General features: G+C 34.8%; 19 protein-coding genes. 7 read left to right on the top strand and 12 right to left on the bottom strand.

Translation table 11 applies throughout. The annotated features are described in order from the left end of the window. The first annotated feature begins 60 nt into the window (after positions 1-60). Positions 61-1,872 (top strand): amidohydrolase family protein, encoded by a 1,812-nt coding sequence (locus JF259_RS05990; protein WP_199114397.1) that lies wholly within the window; start codon positions 61-63, stop codon positions 1,870-1,872. Between the two features lie 118 nt (positions 1,873-1,990). Next, the gene (locus JF259_RS05995) at positions 1,991-2,551 is read left to right on the top strand and encodes a GNAT family N-acetyltransferase (protein ID WP_199114398.1); all 561 of its coding nucleotides are present in this window, start codon (positions 1,991-1,993) and stop codon (positions 2,549-2,551) included. An 808-nt stretch (positions 2,552-3,359) separates the two neighbouring features. On the opposite strand, the gene JF259_RS06000 is transcribed toward JF259_RS05995, so the two are convergent. Beyond that, positions 3,360-4,577 carry an RsmB/NOP family class I SAM-dependent RNA methyltransferase gene (locus JF259_RS06000; protein WP_199114399.1) on the bottom strand — a complete coding sequence of 406 codons (1,218 nt, stop codon included), beginning with the start codon at positions 4,575-4,577 and terminating at the stop codon, positions 3,360-3,362. A gap of 119 nt (positions 4,578-4,696) precedes the next feature. On the opposite strand from JF259_RS06000, the gene JF259_RS06005 reads away from it, so the two are divergent. Further along, positions 4,697-5,737, top strand: a complete 1,041-nt coding sequence (locus JF259_RS06005; RefSeq protein ID WP_199114400.1) for a WD40/YVTN/BNR-like repeat-containing protein — start codon at positions 4,697-4,699, stop codon at positions 5,735-5,737. 9 nt (positions 5,738-5,746) lie between these two features. Here the strand turns inward: JF259_RS06005 and JF259_RS06010 are convergent, their stop codons facing one another. The 7 genes from JF259_RS06010 to JF259_RS06040 form a co-directional block, all read right to left on the bottom strand. Then, positions 5,747-6,196, bottom strand: coding sequence for a hypothetical protein (locus tag JF259_RS06010; protein ID WP_199114401.1), 450 nt, complete (start codon positions 6,194-6,196; stop codon positions 5,747-5,749). A 15-nt stretch (positions 6,197-6,211) separates the two neighbouring features. Next, a complete protein-coding gene (locus JF259_RS06015) occupies positions 6,212-6,712 on the bottom strand; it encodes a hypothetical protein (protein ID WP_199114402.1) in 501 nt (166 codons plus the stop codon). Between the two features lie 181 nt (positions 6,713-6,893). Further along, on the bottom strand, positions 6,894-7,436 hold the full coding sequence (locus tag JF259_RS06020; protein WP_199114403.1) for an RNA polymerase sigma factor: 543 nt from the start codon (positions 7,434-7,436) through the stop codon (positions 6,894-6,896). A gap of 415 nt (positions 7,437-7,851) precedes the next feature. After that, positions 7,852-9,711 (bottom strand): ABC transporter ATP-binding protein, encoded by a 1,860-nt coding sequence (locus JF259_RS06025; RefSeq protein ID WP_199114404.1) that lies wholly within the window; start codon positions 9,709-9,711, stop codon positions 7,852-7,854. Positions 9,712-9,780: 69 nt separating this feature from the next. Then, positions 9,781-11,511: a phospho-sugar mutase gene (locus JF259_RS06030; protein WP_199114405.1), complete on the bottom strand. Its 1,731-nt coding sequence runs from the start codon at positions 11,509-11,511 to the stop codon at positions 9,781-9,783. An 80-nt stretch (positions 11,512-11,591) separates the two neighbouring features. Further along, positions 11,592-12,539: a glycosyltransferase family 2 protein gene (locus JF259_RS06035; RefSeq protein ID WP_199114406.1), complete on the bottom strand. Its 948-nt coding sequence runs from the start codon at positions 12,537-12,539 to the stop codon at positions 11,592-11,594. A gap of 46 nt (positions 12,540-12,585) precedes the next feature. After that, a complete protein-coding gene (locus tag JF259_RS06040; protein ID WP_199114407.1) occupies positions 12,586-13,113 on the bottom strand; it encodes a DUF4199 domain-containing protein in 528 nt (175 codons plus the stop codon). A 157-nt stretch (positions 13,114-13,270) separates the two neighbouring features. On the opposite strand from JF259_RS06040, the gene JF259_RS06045 reads away from it, so the two are divergent. The 4 genes from JF259_RS06045 to JF259_RS06060 all read left to right on the top strand — a co-directional run bounded on the left by JF259_RS06045 (position 13,271) and on the right by JF259_RS06060 (position 16,744). Then, complete coding sequence (locus JF259_RS06045) at positions 13,271-13,522, top strand: type B 50S ribosomal protein L31 (protein ID WP_199114408.1); 252 nt, start codon at positions 13,271-13,273, stop codon at positions 13,520-13,522. 155 nt (positions 13,523-13,677) lie between these two features. Then, a complete protein-coding gene (locus tag JF259_RS06050) occupies positions 13,678-14,853 on the top strand; it encodes a GlmU family protein (RefSeq protein ID WP_199114409.1) in 1,176 nt (391 codons plus the stop codon). An 82-nt stretch (positions 14,854-14,935) separates the two neighbouring features. Next, positions 14,936-15,847 carry a TolB family protein gene (locus JF259_RS06055; protein WP_199114410.1) on the top strand — a complete coding sequence of 304 codons (912 nt, stop codon included), beginning with the start codon at positions 14,936-14,938 and terminating at the stop codon, positions 15,845-15,847. A 198-nt stretch (positions 15,848-16,045) separates the two neighbouring features. After that, positions 16,046-16,744: a lysoplasmalogenase family protein gene (locus JF259_RS06060; protein WP_199114411.1), complete on the top strand. Its 699-nt coding sequence runs from the start codon at positions 16,046-16,048 to the stop codon at positions 16,742-16,744. Here the strand turns inward: JF259_RS06060 and JF259_RS06065 are convergent. The 4 genes from JF259_RS06065 to JF259_RS06080 form a co-directional block, all read right to left on the bottom strand. Continuing rightward, positions 16,731-18,356: an ABC transporter substrate-binding protein gene (locus tag JF259_RS06065; RefSeq protein WP_394370587.1), complete on the bottom strand. Its 1,626-nt coding sequence runs from the start codon at positions 18,354-18,356 to the stop codon at positions 16,731-16,733. The two genes, JF259_RS06060 and JF259_RS06065, sit on opposite strands and share 14 nt — an antisense overlap. Positions 18,357-19,000: 644 nt before the next feature. Continuing rightward, positions 19,001-19,729 (bottom strand): head GIN domain-containing protein, encoded by a 729-nt coding sequence (locus JF259_RS06070; RefSeq protein ID WP_199114412.1) that lies wholly within the window; start codon positions 19,727-19,729, stop codon positions 19,001-19,003. 129 nt (positions 19,730-19,858) lie between these two features. Further along, on the bottom strand, positions 19,859-21,697 hold the full coding sequence (locus JF259_RS06075; RefSeq protein ID WP_199114413.1) for a PspC domain-containing protein: 1,839 nt from the start codon (positions 21,695-21,697) through the stop codon (positions 19,859-19,861). Continuing rightward, complete coding sequence (locus JF259_RS06080) at positions 21,690-22,034, bottom strand: PadR family transcriptional regulator (RefSeq protein WP_199114414.1); 345 nt, start codon at positions 22,032-22,034, stop codon at positions 21,690-21,692. The genes JF259_RS06075 and JF259_RS06080 overlap by 8 nt, the downstream gene beginning before the upstream one ends. Positions 22,035-22,120 lie beyond the last annotated feature (86 nt).

Here is a 22,120-nt window from a genome sequence, read left to right on the forward strand (position 1 = left end):
GAAACCACCAATAATTAACTGTCACGCCCATGTGTTTACAGGAGATTACGTACCGCATTTTTGGCAAAGACCTATTTGCCTGAGCCTTTATACCGGTTGTTGTCTTTACGGTTTGTTATAAAGTTTTTGCGATGGTATTACGACAACGTTAAGCCAATATTTTATAAGAACGATTATAAGCAATGGAAACGTTTCTGGTACAAATGCGAAATGTTTTTTAAAAGGCGCTACCTTCTAGCAATACTAAAGTTTATAATTGAGGTTTATTTAATTATTGCGATATGCTTCTATATAGGGATATGGCTGTTTAATACAGAGAAACCTTCGCTTTATCATGGTTTTAAGGCTACAATAGTAAAAGCTTTAATTTTTATTAAAGAATCGGGCTGCATACTTGTTGTTGAGAGCTTATACTACAAGATTATATTCTTTGTACTGATACTGGTGTTTTTTAAGTCTGTACGCAATGCGTTCTTTGCTATTTTAAGACAATTTAAGGTGCTACCGGGCAAAGAGTTCACGCATTTGTTCGAACGTTATGTACAAATTGGTTTGTTTTCTAAATATAGAGAACAAAGGGGTATTTACGATAAGCTTAAAAAGCAGTATCCCATAGATTCACACTTTGTAGGTTTGCCAATGGATATGGAATTTATGAAAGCTGGAAAGATTAAAAAAGTTTACGATCTGGATTCCAAAAAGATGATGAGCGTGCCGAAGGATAAGCGAACAAACAAGAGAGATAGCCTATTTGCTATGAAGCACCAAATGGAAGGTCTCTTAAAAATAAAAAAACGTACAGAAGATAAAGATCGATTCCACCCCTTTGTTTTTGCAGATCCCCGACGGATGGCAGATCCCAGGTATTTCGATTATACCGTAGATGCCAATGGAGATGTAAAGCTTGTAAAAGGCTGTTTAATGCAAACCTATTTAGAGGTACATAAATTTTCAGGTATTAAAATGTATCCGGCATTAGGCTATTACCCGTTTGATGAAGCGCTCTTACCCCTTTGGAAATACTGTATTCAAAAAGGATTGCCCGTTATGACGCACTGTATAAAAGGAACAATTTTCTATAGGGGTAAAAAGAAAAAAGAATGGGATACCCATCCAATCTTTACAGAAGGCAAAGTAGATAAAACCAAACGGGCAGCTGTTGAAGTAGACAAGAGGATAGATTTCGATATCAATGCCCATTATATCCAAGAGGAAGATAAACCCTTATATTTAAACGAGGTTAAAAATATTAGCTTTTCCAATAACTTTACCAACCCTTTAAACTATTTATGCCTATTAGAAGAAGATCTTTTGGTTAAAATCGTAGATAATGCCAAAGACCTCAGGTTAAGACATATCTTTTACGATGCCAATGGTGCTTTTAGAGGTGGACTAAAGGACTTAAAAATTTGTTTTGCCCATTTTGGGGGCGAGGACCAATGGAACCGTTTTTTAGAAAGTGACCGGGATAATTATACCACACAAATGATTCTACAGCCAGAAAAAGGTATCGACTTTTTTAATAATGCAAATGGAAAACCAAGTCTAGGTAAACTTGCCTTTATTTGGAAATATGTAGATTGGTACACTATCATTTGCAGTATTATGTTGCAATATGATAATGTTTATGCCGATATTAGTTACATATTACACAATAAAGCTATTTTAGCTTTACTAAAGCATACATTAACTAATAAAACGCTAAAAGAGAAAATACTTTATGGTTCAGATTTTTATGTAGTTAGAAATCATAAAAGTGACAAGGCCATCTTAGCAGATATGCGAGCAGGCTTAACAGAGGAAGAATTCGACCAAATAGCACGTTATAATCCTCGTAAATATTTAAACTTAGGAGATTTTGTACCTAACTGAGGCAAACGAATTATAAAACCCTAAAACGAAGACGGAAAATTCTACAGCGTTACTTATTAAAGTTAGTAAGTATTTACATATATTTGGTTGCGTATATTAAGTAGTTACAAGCAATTAAATGAACAACGAAACATTTTTCTCAAACGAACTAATAATTGAAAATGACATTCTTCTTTTACGTCCTTTAAAGAAATCAGATATTAATGAAGTCGAAATGATTAGTTTTTCAATGGAGCTCGGAGAATTTGGTGCTAGAGTAAAAAACCAAAGTGACCTATCACGGTATTTTGATTATTGTAATGTTGCTAAGTCAAATAAAGAACTATACCCGCTTATTATATTAAAAAAAGAAGATAAAAAACCAGTAGGGATAACAATGTTTGGCAACATAGACTTTCAAAATAAAAGATTGGAAATTGGATGGACTTGGATAGCCGAAAAGTTTCAAGGAACTGGAATTAATGGAATTTGTAAAAAGCTTCTTTTGGATTACTGCTTTAATCAATTAGCATTAAGAAGAGTAGAGTTTAAGGTTGATATTAAAAACATTAAATCACAAAGGGCCATAGAGAAACTCGGAGCCGTAAAAGAAGGGTTTCTTAGGAACTATAACATTCAATCTTACGGAGAAAGTGAAGGTACTTATGTTTATAGTATCTTGAATGAGGAATGGAACTAAAAAGCTTGTAATACCAGTAACCATTACCCAAGTCCCTGATTATATAAAAACAAGATAAACATCCTTTTAAAGGCACTTGGTTTACAGGTCGAACTTGGTTTGGAATTAAGAGACTGTTTAAAATTCGTTTTTGAAATTTGTTATAGGTCATTTTTTTGTCAATTAAGGCTTTAAAACCGGAGTTTAGCAGCGCTAAATGAGGATTTTCATAACGAAAAGTGATGAAAAAAGGGGCATAACAAAACCAAGGTGGAATTTAAACAGTCTCTAAGTAAATGAGCTATATGGACATAATATTAGGTTGATTTTTTAAAACAGTAACGAGCAGGCTTGCCGCTCTGCTTTTGGTTCGCTTTTCTAAGAGTTTTAGACGTTGTTTAAGGTTGTAGACCGTGTCACTGCATTTAAAAAATAGAAGGCATTAGGTTTCTGTTTATTAATGTGAATTCGATGTAAGAAAACCATTTGATTTCGATGTAAAATTCCTTCGTAATCCCGTCCAATCTGACATGATTTTCATTCAAAAACTGTCAATTTGAGTGATTTTTAGAAGAGTAATAGTATTGAAAATACGTTTTTGTATATCTAAGTGATTTAAACTTTTACAAATTGGCTAAAAAATTGCCAGTTTGCGCCCATATTTTGTCTTTTTATCATCATGTAGCCCTGCTACGCGACTCAAAAAAGCCTTCATCTGGTCACAAACCCATTAATTTTCGCTTCAATCCAAAAAGTTTAAACCACTTTATCGGTTGGATTACGTCGAACTCACGTTTATTAATATAATTTCGTTATAGCTATGAGGAAGTTACGCTTTGTTTTTCTCCAAAAGAGCCATATAAAAACCGTCAAAACCAGATTGGTGAGCCAGTACTTTTTTATCTTTTACTAGGGTAAAATCCTTACCAGTTTCGGAGCTTAAAAATGTTTTTACTTGTTCCTGATTTTCTGATGGAAGGATAGAGCAGGTGGCATAAACCAATTGTCCGCCAGCTTTAAGCATTCTTGAGTATTGTTGCAGAATATCCTGCTGTGTACGTTTTATATTTTCAATAAAATCCGGTTGCAATTTCCATTTGGCATCGGGGTTTCTTCGTAAAACACCTAAACCAGAACAGGGAGCATCAATTAATACGCGATCGGCCTTATTGTATAGTTTTTTGATGGTTTTTGTCGATTCAATAAGGCGGGGCTCTATATTATGGGCACCATTGCGCTTAGCGCGACGTTTTAATTCGTTTAGTTTGTTTGCGTAGATATCCATGGCGATTACCTGTCCCTTATTTTCCATAAGGGAAGCGATATGCAGTGTTTTACCTCCGGCACCGGCACAGGTATCGACCACGCGCATGCCCGGTTTTACATTCAAGAATTCGGCAACCAATTGTGATGATGCGTCTTGTACTTCGAAGTGCCCATTTTTAAAAGCTTCTGTAGTAAAAACGTTGGCGCGCTCCTTTAATTTAAGTGCACTAGGGTAATTAGGCAAAAAATCTGTTTCAATGTTTAAATCGTAGAGTTCGGCATGTAGCTTTTCTTTAGTTGTTTTTAAGGTGTTAACCCTTAAAATAACATCGGCTTGTTCATTTAATGCAGCTATTTCCTTGGTCCAAGCGCCCTTACCTAATTCTTTTTCGCCCAATGCATCCATCCAATCGGGAATAGATTCCTTAAATTTTCTGATTTTTGAAAGTTCATCAAACCGTCCTTTTATTTTTCTTGCCGGTGTGTTTTCAAAATATTTCCAATCGGGTAATTTTATACCTTTTAACACTGCCCAAACGGCAAACATACGCCATAGGTTATCGCGATCAAAAGGCTCTTTTACTTCGGCTATTTCGGCGTATAAGCGTTTCCAACGAACAATATCGTAGGTGGTTTCGGCAACAAATGCACGGTCTCGGCTGCCCCAGCGATTATCGCGCTTTAAGAGTTGTTGAATAACCTTATCGGCATAATTGCCCTCATTAAAAATAAGGGTAAGTCCGTCAATAACTGCAAAGCATAAATTTCTGTGTAATCGCATGGTATAAAATTAAGCATGCAAAGTTACATTTAAAATGTCGATTTGTTAGCTTATTTGAAAAAGTTTAAATAAGTACTGTTTATTGATAGTGCTTTTCTATTTTTATAGAAAAATTTAACGTGAAACATTTAATATTTCTATGCATTGGTATGTTGTTTTTTTCTTGTAAAGAGACTGGCAAATTTAAACCAAGGAACTTTTCAACTGTTACAATAGAACCTATTTATACAGATTCTTTAATAAGCATTCGGGCCATCGATATTCTTGATGATGGTAGTTTGGCATTTGCAGCTAACAATGGTATTTATGGATTATACAATCCATTCAAACAAGTATGGCGCACTTCCATTCAGGCGTACGATGGTTTAAAATTGCATTTTAGAGCCATTGCACATACGAGGGCCGATTTTTTTATGCTAAGCATTGGGACACCAGCATTGTTATATAAAACAGGGGCAAAGGGTACTATGGAGTTAGTGTATAAAGAAGAAGGGGAATTTGTATTTTATGATGCCATGGCTTTTTGGAACGATACCGAAGGTATTGCGGTGGGCGATAGTTTTGAAGGGTGTTTGTCCATAATTGTGACTAAAGATGGCGGACAGACCTGGACAAAGTTACCTTGTGACGTTTTACCTAAAGCGGAAGAAAATGAAGCGGCTTTTGCAGCTAGTAATACCAATGTAAAAGTATTGGGTAATAAGGCCTGGATTGGGACATCTAGCGGAAATATTTATTATTCAAATGATAAAGGGCACTCCTGGCAATACGTTAAAACACCAATAGTACAAACGCAGGAAACGGAGGGTATTTATTCAATTGACTTTTATGACGCGTTAAATGGTTTTGGAATTGGCGGTGATTATACTAAACCTGAAGGTAATACATCCAACAAAATACGTACGCAGGACGGAGGGATGACTTGGCAAGTGGTTGCGCAGAATCAGGAACCAGGTTACCGCAGTTGCGTTCAATATATACCTAATAGGGAAGGTAAAGAATTAGTGGTAACAGGATTCGATGGTATTGATTTCTCCAACGATTCTGGAAATACATGGAAACATCTAAGCGACGAAGGATTCTATACAATCCGCTTTTTAAATGACAGTACAGCTTATGCAGCAGGTAAGGGACGTATCGCCAAGTTAGTGTTTAAGTGATATACCAGATTATTTTTTTTTAGGATGATCATGGCGCCTGTTTTTAAACTCTTCAAAAAGTTTTCGGGTAAAATCTTCTTCGGCGACTTTAAGTAAAAGAATTTTCTTAGGCGAAATAATTTGCTTTAATTTATTGTTTAGCTGCATTTGTTCATGATGTAATTTGTTTTCTGCGGCATCAAGTCTATCCAATAGTTCTTGTGCTTTGGCATCTGTAAGGATTTCTAGGCTGTCCTTTATTTCATGTCGGATCTTGCGCAGCGTATGGTATTTTAATTTTACGGTATTTTCGTCGTACGCATTGTATACGGGCCAAAACTTTTGGGCTTCCTTCTCCGTAAGGTCCAACCTTTCAGTTAAAAAGGAAACCTTTAGTGCTTTGATGCGATCCCTTTTTGATTGGGCGTGGATGCTTACCGTAAATAATAGTGTTAACATTAGTATTATAAGTAGTCTCATGGTCAACGGTATTTTTTATTCGATAATAAAGTTTTCAATATTCAAGTGGTTCAGTAAATACGTTTCGAGTGTTTCTTCGTTAAACGTATGGTTCACAAAATCTACCTCTTCCAGATCTTCTTCATTAAATAGGGCAGCTATTTCATAGGTTCCCACATTTTCATTCATAATATAGTTCTCAACAGTTTCCGTGTCTAATGAGTCCCAAGTTATTTTAGTGTTTAAAAGTGGTAAACTAAACAAAAGTATAAAACAGGCGGCTACACTCGTTGCATATAAAAGGTTTCTTTTACTAAAAAGTCTAACAACTTTTGAAGTATTGTTTTTTGAAGAGATCGTATCCATGATACTGTCCTCTACATCATCAAAATAACCTTCGGGCGTTCTAAATCCTTGACCCTCCAAAGTGTCCTTAAGTCTTATTTCACTTAAAAGCGTATCTTCAAAAGAATTAAAATACCCTATGGGAACTTTAAAACCTGGTGATTTTATATTATGTAATTTCTGTTTTTTCACACGTTTAAATTTTAGTAATTAATTGAATTTATTGTAATTATAAAATTAAGAACGTGTGCAACCACTCCTTACACTCGTTCTCTCATTAAAAATTTTAAACATTTCCTTTTGTGAAGTAATTTTTAAAATTTCTTAATGCTCGTTTCATTCTATCTATAAGACTGTTTAATTAGGTAAAGGTTTAATCTTTAGTTAAATAGGTTTCAATCTTTTTTACAGCAATATGGTAAGAAGCTTTTAAAGCTCCTTCGCTTGTTTCTAATATCTCAGCCATGTCTTTATATTTTAAATCCTCAAAATATTTCATATTAAAAACCAATTGTTGCTTTTGGGGTAAGGTGGCTATCGCTTCCTGTAATTTTATTTGAATATCGCTACCCTCAAAATAAACATCAGAAGTTAAATTGGTTATGGCTAATTGCTGAACTTCATTGTTCGTTACTTGCAATCGCTTGGCATTGTTATTAATGAACGTAATTGCTTCATTGGTTGCTATGCGGTACATCCATGAAAACAACTTACTGTCCCCTTTAAAATTGTTGATATTCTTATGAACTTTAATAAATGTGTTTTGAAGTACATCATCGGCATCGTCGTGTGACTTTACAATATTGCGTATATGCCAGTACAAGCGTTCCTTATAGAGAGATACTAAAGCTCTAAAGGCTTCCTCTTTATTGGTTTCAGATTTTAGGTGCGCAACCAGCTGTACTTCTTCTATCACAAAAATAGTTTAGTATTTAGACTATTAAATATATTAAAAGTTTAAGCTGTTACGTACTTTTTCGCAAAAAAATATTTTTTTGAGTATTGGGTTGAATTTGCATAAACATCGATAAAATGCATTTAAATGCGATAAAATACATTTTTTCCTTGTTTGCTACGCTTTTTTGTATTATGTTTGCTACAGAAACCTACTTATGATGTTAGTCATCCCCAAGTCTAACAGTGAATAGAAAAAGGATAGAAGCCCCAAATCTCTATCCTTTTTTATTATTTGGTTAATGGTAAAGAGGTATTAACTTTTTAAAATTGACAAAAGAGCCGTCTGTGCTGTTTAGATAGGCAATTTATTGCGTACCAGAACCTATAGGGTTTCAAGCCATATTATATTGGTTGAGTTTGTGTTTTATTAAAGTTTAAGCAAAGCTTTGCATGTCTACCAATTTTTGGTACACACCCTTAAGGGCGATAAGTTCATTGTGTTTGCCTCGCTCAACAATTTCCCCTTTATTAAGTACCACAATTTCATCGGCATTTTGAATAGTGGATAGCCTATGGGCAATAACGATGGACGTTCTATTTTTCATCATATTTTCCAAAGCAACTTGTACTAGACGTTCGCTTTCGGTATCGAGGGCAGATGTGGCCTCGTCTAAAATCATGATAGGGGGACTTTTAAGAACGGCTCGCGCAATGCTTAAGCGTTGTTTTTGTCCTCCCGACAATTTGTTTCCAGAGTCACCAATATTGGTGTTAATGGTATTGGGGAGGTCTTTAACAAATTCCCAGGCATTGGCGACTTTTAAGGCTTCAACAATTTGTTCGTCGGTAGCATTGTCATTTCCTAATTTTAGATTGTTTTTAATGCTATCATTAAAAAGAATGGCATCTTGGGTTACGATACCAAGTTGCTGACGGAGTGATTTGGTGGTTAAATCACGAATATCAATACCGTCAATTAATATTTTTCCTTTGTTAACATCATAAAATCGCGTTACTAGGTTAGCGATAGTAGATTTTCCGCTTCCTGACTGTCCAACCAAAGCGACGGTTTTTCCCTTGGGAATGGTTAGTGAAAAGTCTTTTAGAACATACTCATTCTCATATTTAAACGAAATGTTATCAAAAGTAATATCGGTATCAAAACTACTTTTTTCTATGGCATTTTCTTTATCCTTTAATGGGTTTTTGGAGTCAATAATTTCTTGAATGCGCTCTGCCGCAGCTCCTCCTTTTTTTATGTTGTAAAGACCTCTAGATATAGCTTTTGCAGGTGTTAATATATTGTATGATAAGCCCATGTAAACAAGAAACGTACCACCATCAAGCAGGGAATCTGCACCTGCATTAAGCACTAATTTTCCACCGTACCACAATATAGCCGAAATCATACATATTCCTAGAAATTCACTAGAGGGTGATGCTAAATTTTGTCGGTTTAGTAATTTATTTGAAAAATTATAAAAGCGATTTGTAGAGTCTTGGAATTTTTCATTGAATTTATCCTCGGCATTAAACCCCTTTATAATACGCAAACCTGTTAAGGTTTCTTCTAGTGTAGATAAAAATACACCTTGTTCCTTTTGAACACGATCCGATTTTCGTTTTAAGCTCTTTCCTATTTTGGAGATAATGAAGCCCATTACCGGAATGAAGAGAAATACAAATAGTGTAAGCTGCGGACTTATGATAAGCATGGCAGTTATAGTAAAAATAATAGTTAAGGGTTCTCTAACCATTAGTTCTAGCACAGATAAAAAAGAGTATTGTAAATCTTGAACATCACCTGTTACCCTTGCTAAAATATCTCCTTTACGTTGCTCGGAAAAGAAGGAAAGTGGCAATTCCATTATTTTTTTATAGACAGCATTTCTTAAGTCCCTAATAACGCCATTTCTTAAAAAAACAAGAAAATAGTTGGCTAGATACCCAAATAAGTTTTTTAATAGAAACATTACAACAATCAAAGCAATTACAAATACAAGTGCCTTGGAATTGTCGCCGCCTGTAAATTGATGCATATGATAGGCAAGATAGCTTTCAGCAAATTCACCAATGTCAGTCAGTCCTTTATAAATAGGTTTTTCTGGGGCTGTAAAAATTATTTCCTCACCACAAGGGTCAACATTTTTTTTAAAAATTACATCTAGCATAGGTTTTAATGCAATAAATGACAATGTGCCAAATAGCGCAAAAAACACATTGGAGATTACATGTGCTATAGCAAAGTGCTTGTAGGGCTTAGCGTATCGTAAGATATTAAAAAAGTGATTCATTTAGGTGTATCTGTATGGTTTAGAGGATAAAAAAACTTGAGAGGCGCTAGAAATAGCGCCTCTCATTTATTAATTGAGTTTCATATCCTTAAGGATAGCTTCTATTTTGGAGTTTAACTGTACTTCGGTAGCTTTAAAATCATCGACAGACCCTAAGGTTGTATTCACACTGATATAGAATTTTATTTTAGGCTCCGTACCACTAGGACGTAAAGCAACTTGTGTACCGTCTTCGGTATAATAAATTAATACGTTCGATTTTGGTATATCGATGGCTTGTTCTTCACCGGTAAGCATGTTTTTTGAAGTTGATGCCTGATAGTCTTCAATTTTAACCACTTTCGATCCGTTTACTTCTTTAAGCGGATTTTCTCGGGCATCGATCATCATCTGGGCAATTTCCTGAGCACCTTTTATGCCTTTCTTGGTTAAGGAAACCAAATGCTCTTTATAAAAACCATATTTAACATAAAGTTGAATAAGTGCTTCATAAAGTGAGCTACCATTGGCTTTTGCTTGGGCAGCAATTTCGCAAGCTAAAAGTGTTGAGGTTACGGCATCTTTATCACGAACAAAGTCTCCAACCATATAACCAAAACTCTCTTCGCCACCACCAACAAAGTTTAGTTCTGGGAAGTCTTTAATTAGTTTGGCAATCCATTTAAACCCAGTTAGTACAATTTTGCTCTCTACTTTATAGTCATCAGCCAATTTATTTAGCATGGGTGTTGATACTATAGTAGATGCTATAAATTCTTTACCATTTATCTTTCCTGCATTTTGCCATTGCTTCAAAAGAAAATCGGTCATCATTAGCATGGTTTGGTTACCGTTAAGTAATTGCAGTTTGTTTTCGGAATTACGAACAGCAATTCCTAAGCGATCACAGTCAGGGTCGGTACCTATAACGATGTCTGCATTTACTTTGTCGGCTAATTCCAAAGCCATTTTTAACGCAGCTGGTTCTTCAGGGTTTGGAGATACTACGGTAGGGAAATCGCCGTTAGGAACTTCTTGTTCTTTTACAATATGTACGTTTTTATATCCTGCACGTTTTAAGGTTTCGGGAACGGCTGTAATTGATGTCCCGTGTAATGAAGTGAAAACAATGCTTAGGTCATTTTTTGCAGTTTCAGGTGTATTAAAGCTTCCGTTACTTACAGAGGTGTCAATAAAAGCGTCGTCGACATCTTTACCGATATAGTGGATCAGGTCGTTGTTAGCTTTAAACTTTATATCACTATAATCTAAATCGTTAATCATTTGAATAACAGCGTCATCATGGGGAGGAACGAGTTGGCCTCCGTCTTGCCAATATACTTTGTAACCATTGTATTCTGGCGGATTATGAGAAGCGGTTAGAACAATGCCACAGTGGCAGTTTAAATGTCTAACAGCAAAAGACAGCTCTGGTGTTGGACGTAAATCTTCAAATAAGTACACTTCAATGTTGTTTGCCGAAAATACATCGGCTACGACCTTTGCTAAGGTTTTACTGTTGTGTCTACAATCGTATGCTATGGCTGCCTTTGGGGTTTCATTAGGGAATGATTTATGCAAATATTCACTCAGGCCCTGAGTGCTTTTTCCAAGGGTGTATTTATTAATTCTATTGGTGCCAACGCCCATAATACCACGCATACCTCCAGTTCCAAATTCTAAGTCTTTATAAAAGCTTTCTTGAATGTCTTTTGGGTTATTGGCAATGCTTTCCTTTATTAATGTTTGTGTTTCTTCATCAAAAGAAGGAGTTAGCCATGTATTGATCCTGTCTAAAATTTTTGGTTCGATATAAATCATAGTGTTATTGTATAAAGTGCAAAAATAAGCAATTACCAAAATGCTAATGTTTAAATAAGGCTTATTTTATGATAAAAAGGTTATAAATTTAATTTGTCCTTAATCAAATAGCGTTTTTTGTCTTGTCTTGATCGTAGGATAATTTCTCCTAAAAAGCCAGCAACAAAAAATTGCGTACCAATAACCATTGTGGCTAAGGCGATGTAAAATTGTGGACGTTCGGTGATAAGGCGCCCTTCAGGATTGAAGAATACTTTGTCAATACCGAGATATAAGGAAAAACCAAACCCAATGATGAACATGAGGACTCCTAAAGCCCCAAATAAATGCATGGGGCGTTTACCAAAACGGGATATAAACCAAATAGTAATTAAATCTAGAAAACCATTGATGAATCGATCCATGCCAAATTTGGTTTCGCCATATTTTCTAGCCTGATGTAGTACCACTTTTTCGCCTATCCTGGCAAATCCGGCATTTTTAGACAGTACAGGGATGTAGCGGTGCATTTCACCATTAACATCAATATTTTTAACAACCTCTTGTTTGTAGGCCTTTAATCCGCAATTAAAATCATGCAATTTTACCCCAGAAGTTTTTCTAGCTGCCCAATTAAATAATTTAGAAGGTAAGTTTTTGGAAATAACAGAGTCGTAACGTTTCTTTTTCCAACCAGACACTAAATCGAAGCCGTCATTTACTATCATAGTGTATAGCTCGGGAATTTCGTCGGGATTGTCTTGAAGGTCGGCATCCATAGTTATAACAACGTTACCCCTTGCCTTTTCAAAACCTGCGTGCAGTGCTTGTGATTTGCCAAAGTTTTTTAAAAAACGGATTCCCTTTACATTATCGTCTTTTTGTGATAATTGTTCAATAACTTGCCAAGAATCGTCTGTACTGCCATCGTCAATAAAAATGATTTCATAAGAAAAACGATTGGATTGCATAACTTTTGCAATCCAATCATATAATTCTATTAACGACTCCTGTTCGTTGAGTAGTGGTATAACTACAGATATATTCATTTAAAAAATTTACTGTGATTCTATAACCAAATGTAAAGAAATTATTTTAGGAATCTGGATTTGTTTTTTTCATAGCTGCTGCCACAATTAGGCCAATAATGCTGAAAAACACAAGGTATCCAGCGAGACCTTTAATAATGTTTCCCAGTGAATATTGATTTTGAGATTCTATGTTGTTAACGGCTTCGGCAATAGTTTCTTGGGGCGTGTTAAAGCTTTCCAACATTTGAACCGTTTTTTCGACAGTCTTTTCTTTTAACACATCGGCGGCACCAGTATCAATAAAATTAAAGAGTAAATAAGAAACAAGCGTACTTATTGCTAGGCCAATTACTACAGTAACAAAATAGCCCGTAAATGCTTGTTTAAACGAAGCAAATCCGTTTAAATGCTGTTTGATTTTTCCAACAGAAATGATTCCAAACGTTATAATAGCGAATAGAATAAAAATGCCATACCACATATTGGTTAATAGTTCAATGTTTATAGCATACGCCAATACCGTTAATAATGCTAGTAATGCGCCCAAATACAAACCATAATTTGAGGCAATAGATTTTAAAGTTTTTTCCATTTTATTTAATGTAAGATAATGTTCACTTATAGGTGTTCAAAGATACTAAAACGTTACATAATGCTATTAAATAAAAAATATTAAAAAGTATTGTAGATTTGTAAAAAATACTTAAATTTGCAGCTCCAAAATTATAAAGAATAAAAAGCGTTTAGCGATGAGAAAAGGTATACATCCAGAAAATTATAGAATAGTAGCATTCAAAGATATGTCTAACGACGATGTTTTTTTAACAAAATCTACTGCAGTTACTAACGAAACAATTGAAGTTGATGGTGTTGAATATCCGTTAGTTAAAATGGAAATTTCAAGAACGTCGCATCCTTATTATACTGGTAAATCTAAATTGGTAGATACTGCTGGACGAATTGATAAATTCAAAACTAAATATGCTAAATTCAAAAAGTAATTTAGCTATTAGATATAAATATCAAAGCCTTTCTAAATTTAGAAAGGCTTTTTTTATGGAATATATTTAATGTTATCGAACACAAAATTTAATTTGAGTTTTTATAATTATTGCTTTAACGCATTTCTATAAAAACAATCCAAAAACTAAACTTTATGAATTATATTCTTTTTGATGGCCCTTCACGAAGTAATTTATTGCCATTTACTTACACAAGACCTGTTGCCGATCTTCGAATAGGTATTTTAACCATTCGCGAAAAATGGGAAGCCTTTTTGGGTAATACAACCACAACGGTTACCGAAGATTATTTGTCGGACAAATATCCTATGGTAGAGATGGCATCGAACGTTATGATAAATGCTTCGTTTTTGCCAAATAATGCCTTGGTAGACCTAATTCAATCACTTAAAGAAAATCAGGCTATTTTTAAAGATGATGAAGTTGTTGCTTTTTATACCAAGGACAACCAAGGAGAAGTTGATTTAGATGCTTACACAGTAATAGAATTTGATAATGATATTTTAAAAGTCGAGCATACTTGGGATTTGTTTTCTAAAAACGATGCAGCTTTAAGGGCTGATTTTGATCTTTTAACGCAGGATAGGGAGTCGCAACCTATACCAACCAGTAATAATGTTGTTAATGCTAAGGATATCTTTATAGAGCCGGGTGCTAAGGTAGCATTTGCGACTTTAAACGCAAGTACTGGCCCTATATACATTGGAAAGGATACAGAGGTTATGGAAGGTACGCTAATTAGAGGGCCTTTTGCTCTATGTGAAGGTGCAGGTACAAAAATGGGGACTAAAGTATATGGAGCTACTACTATTGGCCCTTACTGTAGAATAGGAGGTGAAGTTAAAAATATTGTCATGTTTGCGAATTCCAATAAAGGTCATGAGGGCTATTTGGGAAATTCTGTTGTTGGCGAGTGGTGTAATCTTGGCGCCGATACTAACAGTTCGAACTTAAAAAATAATTATGCCGAAGTACGATTGTGGAACTATGAAACCGAAGGTTTTGCTAAAACAGGCCTACAGTTTTGCGGACTCATGATGGGAGATCATAGTAAGTGCGGAATTAATACGATGTTTAATACAGGTACGGTTGTTGGTGTTAGTGCCAATATTTTTGGAAGTGGTTTTCCTAGAAATTTTGTACCAAGTTTTAGTTGGGGAGGTAAGAGTGGTTTTTCCACCTTTTTAACCAAGAAAGCGTTTGAAGTAGCAAAGATGGTTATGGCACGACGCGGTTTGGAGTTTACAGAAGTGGATGCCCGTATCTTAGAGCACGTGTTTGAACTGTCGGCTAAGTACAGGAGGGAATAGCCTAGGAGGTATAATAAAGGAAGGTTCTAAGTTTTTAAAGTGTTTTTTACAAATCCTTATATTTGTTTAAAACCTGTTTTTTATGATTAAGTTATTTTGTTCGTTAGCTTTTTTAGTAGGACTTTTTGGATATACGCAAGACCAAGTCTACCGTGTTACAAATTCAAAAATCAATAATGAATATCCACATTTTGGATTGATGTATCTAGGAAGTAACAAGATTATGTTTACTTCCTTTCTTTTATCAAAAAGTGGGAAGGTAAAAAAAAATGCAGGAAACCCGGTACTTACCATTTATGAAGGCTTGTTATCTGATTCTGGCGACATTCAAAATAGTGTTCCTGTTAAAATTAGTAGCGAACATGGTGTTTTGAATACCACCAGTGCAACGCTATCCCCAGATGGAAAACAATTATACATAGCAACCCAATATACCAATAAGAATAAGCCCAAAGGAGAATTTAAAGACAGTAATTTTCATTTAGAGATAGGGGAGTACGTAGCTGGTGTAGGATGGACAAATTTTAAAGTTTTGCCATTTTGTAACCCTAAATACTCGTATGCACATCCTGCCCTTAGTCCCGATGGTAAGGTTTTGTTTTTTACAGCAAATATTAGAGGGGGCAAGGAAACAACCAAAGGCGGCTCAGATATCTTTAAAGTTGCTGTCTTAGAGAACGGCACTTTTGGTGAACCTGAAAATTTAGGAAGAGCGGTTAATTCGTATAGCCGTGAAATGTTTCCGTTTTTAAGTGCTGATAATACTTTATACTTCGCCTCTAACCGTCCTAATGGCTATGGAGGGTTCGACATCTATAAAAGTAAAATGAATGCTGATGGAACGTTTGAAGCTTCTGAAAAATTACCAAAGCCTGTAAATAGTAATAAAGATGATTTCTCTTTAATCATAAATGAGCAAAATAGAACAGGGTGTTTTTCATCAAAAAGAGACGGGGGTTCTGGAGATGATGATATTTATTATTTTACTCGATAATCGTAATTTAAATGCTCAGGGTTTGACCCGAAATAAAAATGGATTTTCTTTACATATGCCTTGTAGGTTTGGCATAAAGCGGTTGCTGCTAGCTGGAATTTATTCAAAAAAAGTGCTGTTTATCTAAAACCTTTGAAATTGATGTGCGGTTGGGGTATTTTTTTCTATTTTGAACTAGATTAATTAATAGCACCAATTATGATTAATAGGATCTTTTCTGATCAGAAGCGGTTCACCTTGCTCTTTTTTGTAATTCTCTTTGTGGATATTTGGGTAAAACTATACTGTCCTATTTTCCCTTATAGATTTATTTCAAAGCCCTTTGTAATTCTCGTTTTATTTGCTTTTTATTATGTAAACAAAAGAGGTAAAGGTTTGAAGCAGCACTTGTGGGTGTTTTTGGGGTTGACTTTTTTTCTGTTAGGGGACTTGTTAATAATAAAAGCCGCAGATATTGTTTTTTTAGGGTTGAGTTTATTGCTTTTCTCATTGGGAAAAATATTTTTTTGCTTAAAATTTTCGCATAAAAAAGATTTTAATGTTTTAAGGCTGGTACCTTTTTCAATTATTATGTTTTCATACGCCGTTTTTATTATTAGTATAGTTCTTAATGGGCTTAAGAAATTTTTGGTGCCCGCACTATTGAGCTTTTTTCTATCACTATTAATGGTTCAATTTGCTTATTTAAGAAAAGGGGTGTTTAATAAAATAAGTTATAGGTATGTTTTCTTAGGGGTTATAACGTTTATAATAAGTGAAAGTATTATGGCGGTTAAAACCTTTAGGCAAGATTTACCCTTTCAAGATTTTTTAATCATGATGCTTTATGGCACAGCCATGTATTTTATAGTTTTGGGTATTGTAAGGGAACGGCGTTACAAAATTAGTTTTTCTTAACCTGTTTTAAATCTAATATATAAGCAGGGTTTAGCTTTAATCCGTTTAATTTTTTTCTCGTAAAATAAATAACTTCATCATAAAAAAGAGGAACAACAGGGGCTTTAGACATTACCAAAGAATCCATTTTCGTATATAGGGATTCTCTTTTCTTATTATTGGTTTCGGTGAATGCCTGTTCGTAGAAGTTATCGAATTGCGCATCTTTAAAGTGGGTGTAATTGGGGCCATTAGGGGCAAAATTTTTGCTGTAGTATAGTGAAAGGTAATTTTCGGCATCCGGGTAATCGGCTACCCAACTGGCTCTAAATAGGCCTAGTTTTCCATTTGCTTTAGCTTCTTTTAGGGCAGCTCCTGGAACGACATCAATTGCAACTTGAATCCCTATCTTTTCTAATTCACGTTGAATGTATTCAGAAAAACTTAAGTAGTTTCCTGTAGTGGTAATGGTAATTTTGGGGGTTTGATTGCCTGTCCCCTTTTTAAACTGTTCTACCAGTTGTCTTGCTTTTTCTGGTTGGTAAGTAAAACCAATGGATGCGTTATAGCCAGGTAAGCCTTTAGGAATAAAACCACCGTTAGCAGGAAAGCCTACGCCATTACGCAAGTAAATCATCATTTTTTTGCGATCGAAGCCATAGTTTATAGCTTTTCGTAATAATTCAGATTGAATTTCAGTGACTTCAGAATCCATATAAAAGGCTAGGTATTCGGTGTTTAAATACGGGCCACGCGTCATATTAACATCGTCTTTGTAGCGCTTTTGAAGTTTTCCATCAGCCGTTAATATTTCATCTTTGTAGGATGCGTCTAGTGCACAAACAAAATCAATGTTACCCTGTGTAAATTGCAAAAACTCACTTTGCTTGTCGGGTAAAAAAGTAATAGCGATAGCTTCTAAATAAGGAAGAGAAGTGCCTTTGTTATCTTTTTCAAAATAATTGTGATGTTTTCTAAAAACCAATTTAATATTTTCTTCCCATCGTTTAAATTTAAACGGCCCCGTACCAATTGGGTGTGATCTAAAATCACTACCATAGTGTTCAACAATTTCTTTAGGTACTACCGAGCAGTATTTCATGGTTAGCATTCCCAAAAAAGCAGGGAACGGCTGTTTAAGTGTAATTTTAAAGATGGAATCGTTAATAGCATTAAACGAATCGACCTTATTTAAAACCCAACTTCCAGGAGAGGCAACTTGTTTATCTTGTAACCTATTAAAACTATATTCAAAGTCAGTGGATTTGACAGTACGTGTCGAATCACTTCCAAATAGTTCGTGTTTATGAAAGTATACATCGTTTCGAAGCACGAAAACATAGGTGAGTGCGTCTTCAGATATCGTCCATGATTTAGCAATGCACGGCAATACATTTAAATTCTCGTCCATTTGTACCAAACCATTAAACAATTGGTTTGTAGCCCATATATCTGCAATATCCTTAGAAAAAGCGGGATCAAGTGAGCCAATATTTTTATGCTCGTTGTATCTAAAAACCAGTGAATCGGATAGCTTGTTTTTTGTCTTATTACATGAGAATATGGTAAGGACAAAAAGTATATAAATTACTTTGTTAAAAAGTGCGATATAGGTTTTTTGAGACGTTCTAATGTTCAATTTAAGTGTTTTATTGTCCTTTTTCAAAAATAGGATTTATTAAGCAATTTAAAGGGCGAAAGGTATAGAATTAAATTTTTTGTGATCGGTTGAAACCTTATATGTCCTAATATATAAAATTGCTATTAACTAAATATTGGTTGTTGGTTATTGGTTAATGGTTAATGGTTAATGGTTAATGGTTAATGGTTGATGGTTGTTGGTTAATGGTTGTTGGTTGATGGTTATTGGCTTATGATGTATTAAGAGACTGTTTAAAATTCAATTTTTTTTCTAATACATAATTTTGTAGACAAGTCCCATAGTTAACTTTTATACGGGATTTACATGAGGTTGATATGGCTTTGACTGCCCTTTGACACGGGTGAACCTCTATTGGAACACTCATTTATATGCTATAAGCTATAGGGCTGTTATGCATTAAAAGTGTACGGTTTATTGTGTGGAAAGCAAATTCCTTGGGTAAATTGACCAATTCTATAAAGTTTCATAGGTATTTCAATTTACTAAATGTTAGCCAGATAACCAATATCGACAAAACTGTTGCCTTATCCAAGGTTCGTGTTAAATAAGTAAGACCGAGGTAAAGATATACCCCGGTCTTTTTGGCAACAATTGCAATGTGAAACTGATTGGCTCTAATATTTTTTTATGTCGCCTGATACACTGTTTTTTTTCTCAACTTTTTCGGGGTTTCCATAGTATTTAATACTTCCTCCGCTTGTGGCTTTTGCAACTAATTCCTCGGAGGTATTAACAGAAACATCGGCACCGCTTGTTGCTTTAACCTGACTGGACGTTGCAATAAGATGTTTCCCTTTTATAGTACTGCCACTATTAGCTTCTGCAATAAGATTATTGGTTTTTCCTGAAATTTTAAGGTTACTGCCACTGGTTGATTTACAGTTTAAATGGGATGTGTTTACCTCTATTTTCATATTGCTGCCACTACTGGTTTTTATGGTTAATTCTTCGGTTTTTACAATATTGGTAACAAAAACAGAACTGCCGCTAGTAGATGAGATGCTTGAAATGTTAGCAAAGTTTACTTTTACTTTTTTTGAAGTGGCTCGTCCTATGTTTTGTTTACAGTGAATTTTTAAAACCCCATCAATGACTTCGGTTATGATTAGGTCGTGGAGGTTTTCATCGGCTTCAACCGTTATCCCTATATTGCCATTTTGAGTTAGGTAAACTTGTAAACCTTCGGATGCTTTAATGGCTGTAAAGTCTTTATTGATAGAGCGCTTTTCAATCGTTACATTTCCATTGCCGGGGATGCCGGAGTTGAAATTAAGGTCAAAATTGCATGAAAACAAGCTCATGCTTAAAAGTGTTGATACAATAATTTTTACTAGAGTTGTCATAATAACTGTTCGTTTTTTGATACTGAAAAAGCCCCATGTTGCATAGTGTTAAATTTCAGTGTTAGTTGATGATTTTAGTTTGTTTTTAGGTTAGTGATTAAGTAACCGTTGCCTTGATTAGAGATGGAATTAGGAATCTGATTTTATTTCAATCCCATCGGAATCAATGTTTACTTTTACGTCTTCATTTTTAGCTTTTATACCCGTATTGTTTATTTTCAATTTGGCACTATCTACTTTAACTTCAACACCTTTATTGTTGATCTTTAAGGAACTATCTTCTCCTTTCACGTCTACGTCTATTTTTAATTCTTTTCTAGGTTCTTCAACCGGACAATCTAAGCATTCAACACTGTCCTCCTTTACTTTTAAGTAATGGTTAGTATCCTTATATGTTATTATGGTACCATAGTAATTTCTGTAAGGAAAAAATGTTTTGGTATTGTCATGGCAATTAACAACTGTGCCTTCTGGTAAATATAGTACAAGTACCATTTCTTGGTCGTTAAACTTATTCTTAGGATCTGTTGTAAAGTACGAATCCAGAAATAGTGTGCCATTTTTAAGTTCGTAATTGTAGTTAATGTTTTGTGCGCGTTCTCTGGCTTTTTCGTAACTTCTGCCATCGGCACTTTTTTCAATACTTAAAGAGGCTAAAGAATCGGAGGTTGATTTTACAATAACAGTAATGTCTGACGAATAAATGGTCTTTTGTCCATCTATATTATGGGCAAGTTTAAAAGAACTGCTATGCCCTATTTTTTTTCTAAATAAATCGTTTCCTAGCATTTTTATTTTCAAGGTATCTTGAGCCGTTATAGCAAGTTCTTTTTTATCGATAACACTTTCATCATATGCATGTTCGCTGGCTTGTCGTATACCGACAATTATTAAACCTATAATAGAAATTAACCAAACTCCTAATAAGGTAAACTTGGCTATACTTCCTATCGATTTTAAGTTGTTGACTAGTATTTTCAGGCCTAAGTAAAAAATAAAGAAGAAAGGAATGCCAATAGCAAAGAAAACAAGTAGCGATACTAACCATACTGGGGTGTTTCCTGCATTAACAATATCGACGAGATCCAGTCCTGGGATGATACCACCAACGCCTACCGAGATCATTGCAACTATTAAGGCTATTAGTGTTGAAGCACCAATGATAATTAGGAAGATACCAATAAACTTAGCGAAGATTTTAAAGAAAAACATAAAAATATCGCCTATGGCATCAAAAAAGGTTTTTGAAGATGATTTTATAGAGTTGCCCTGCTTTTTAAAATCTACATTTTTAGTAGCTTTTGAAACAGAATCAGATACATTTTTTGCGGCAGTTCCTACTGAATCGGAAACGTTCTTTGCAACATCGGTTACAGTTTCCGAAACATTTTCGAATCCGTCCTTAATCTTTTTCTCTATATTACTAATATTAACCGGATCTCCAGTCATCATTAACTTCTCTGCTGTAGTTTTCGCTTCAGGAACTAATATCCAAAGAAGGATATATAGCAAGATGCCTGTTCCGGCTCCTAGTATTAATATAATCCAAGCTAAACGAATCCAAATAGCATCGATGCCAAAATAGTGTCCTAATCCAGACGATACACCTCCTATATAGGAGTTATCGGTATCCCTGAATAATTTTTTAGACGCTTTTAATTTGCTCTTGTATGATGGTTGCGGTTCGTCTTCAAAAATCTCATCATCAACCAGATAGTCTTCTGGTTGCCCCATAATTGAAATGATCTCATCAACCTCTTTAATTCGTATAACTTGTTTGTTGTTTTGTATGCGCTCATTAAAGAGTTCGGCAATACGAGCTTCTATATCAGCTATAATTTCTGATCGTCCTTGAGAATCTGTAAACGAACGTTTTATAGCCTCAAGATACCGTTGTAGCTTTAAGTAGGCATCTTCATCGATATGAAAAAATAAGCCTGCTAAATTTATGTTGACTGTCTTATTCATTTTTGTTGTTTTTTTGGCTTGTTACTATATTTACTGCGTTTTGTAATTCGTTCCAAGTGGTATTTAATTCATTTAAAAAGAGCTGGCCTGTTTCGGTTAACCCATAATATTTTCTTGGGGGGCCGGAAGTGGACTCTTCCCATCTATAATTTAAAAGTCCTGCATTTTTAAGCCTTGTGAGCAACGGATAAATTGTACCTTCTACTACAAGTAACTTAGCGTCTTTTAGTGTTTCTAGAATTTCTGCAACATAAGCGTCGTCATCTTTTAAGACGGAAAGTATGCAGTATTCTAAAACACCTTTGCGCATTTGTGCTTTTGTGTTTTCTATCTTCATGTTCTAAAGCTTTTTTGTATTGTGAAACTGTTCATTTTTTGATTGATGATTGATGATGAAATTATTTTATTTTGATTAAACAGCTG

It is taken from the genome of Snuella sedimenti (genome assembly GCF_016428595.1).
GTDB lineage: Bacteria > Bacteroidota > Bacteroidia > Flavobacteriales > Flavobacteriaceae > Snuella > Snuella sedimenti.

Coding starts and splice junctions, on each gene's coding strand:
- JF259_RS06040 (WP_199114407.1), bottom strand. CDS start 13,113: ATGGAAAAAACTTTAAAATCTATTGCCTCAAATTATGGTTTGTATTTG.
- JF259_RS06000 (WP_199114399.1), bottom strand. CDS start 4,577: ATGCGATTACACAGAAATTTATGCTTTGCAGTTATTGACGGACTTACC.
- JF259_RS06060 (WP_199114411.1), top strand. CDS start 16,046: ATGATTAATAGGATCTTTTCTGATCAGAAGCGGTTCACCTTGCTCTTT.
- JF259_RS06035 (WP_199114406.1), bottom strand. CDS start 12,539: ATGAATATATCTGTAGTTATACCACTACTCAACGAACAGGAGTCGTTA.
- JF259_RS06010 (WP_199114401.1), bottom strand. CDS start 6,196: ATGAGACTACTTATAATACTAATGTTAACACTATTATTTACGGTAAGC.
- JF259_RS06080 (WP_199114414.1), bottom strand. CDS start 22,034: ATGAAGATAGAAAACACAAAAGCACAAATGCGCAAAGGTGTTTTAGAA.
- JF259_RS06075 (WP_199114413.1), bottom strand. CDS start 21,697: ATGAATAAGACAGTCAACATAAATTTAGCAGGCTTATTTTTTCATATC.
- JF259_RS06025 (WP_199114404.1), bottom strand. CDS start 9,711: ATGAATCACTTTTTTAATATCTTACGATACGCTAAGCCCTACAAGCAC.
- JF259_RS06055 (WP_199114410.1), top strand. CDS start 14,936: ATGATTAAGTTATTTTGTTCGTTAGCTTTTTTAGTAGGACTTTTTGGA.
- JF259_RS06045 (WP_199114408.1), top strand. CDS start 13,271: ATGAGAAAAGGTATACATCCAGAAAATTATAGAATAGTAGCATTCAAA.
- JF259_RS05995 (WP_199114398.1), top strand. CDS start 1,991: ATGAACAACGAAACATTTTTCTCAAACGAACTAATAATTGAAAATGAC.
- JF259_RS06030 (WP_199114405.1), bottom strand. CDS start 11,511: ATGATTTATATCGAACCAAAAATTTTAGACAGGATCAATACATGGCTA.
- JF259_RS06050 (WP_199114409.1), top strand. CDS start 13,678: ATGAATTATATTCTTTTTGATGGCCCTTCACGAAGTAATTTATTGCCA.
- JF259_RS06070 (WP_199114412.1), bottom strand. CDS start 19,729: ATGACAACTCTAGTAAAAATTATTGTATCAACACTTTTAAGCATGAGC.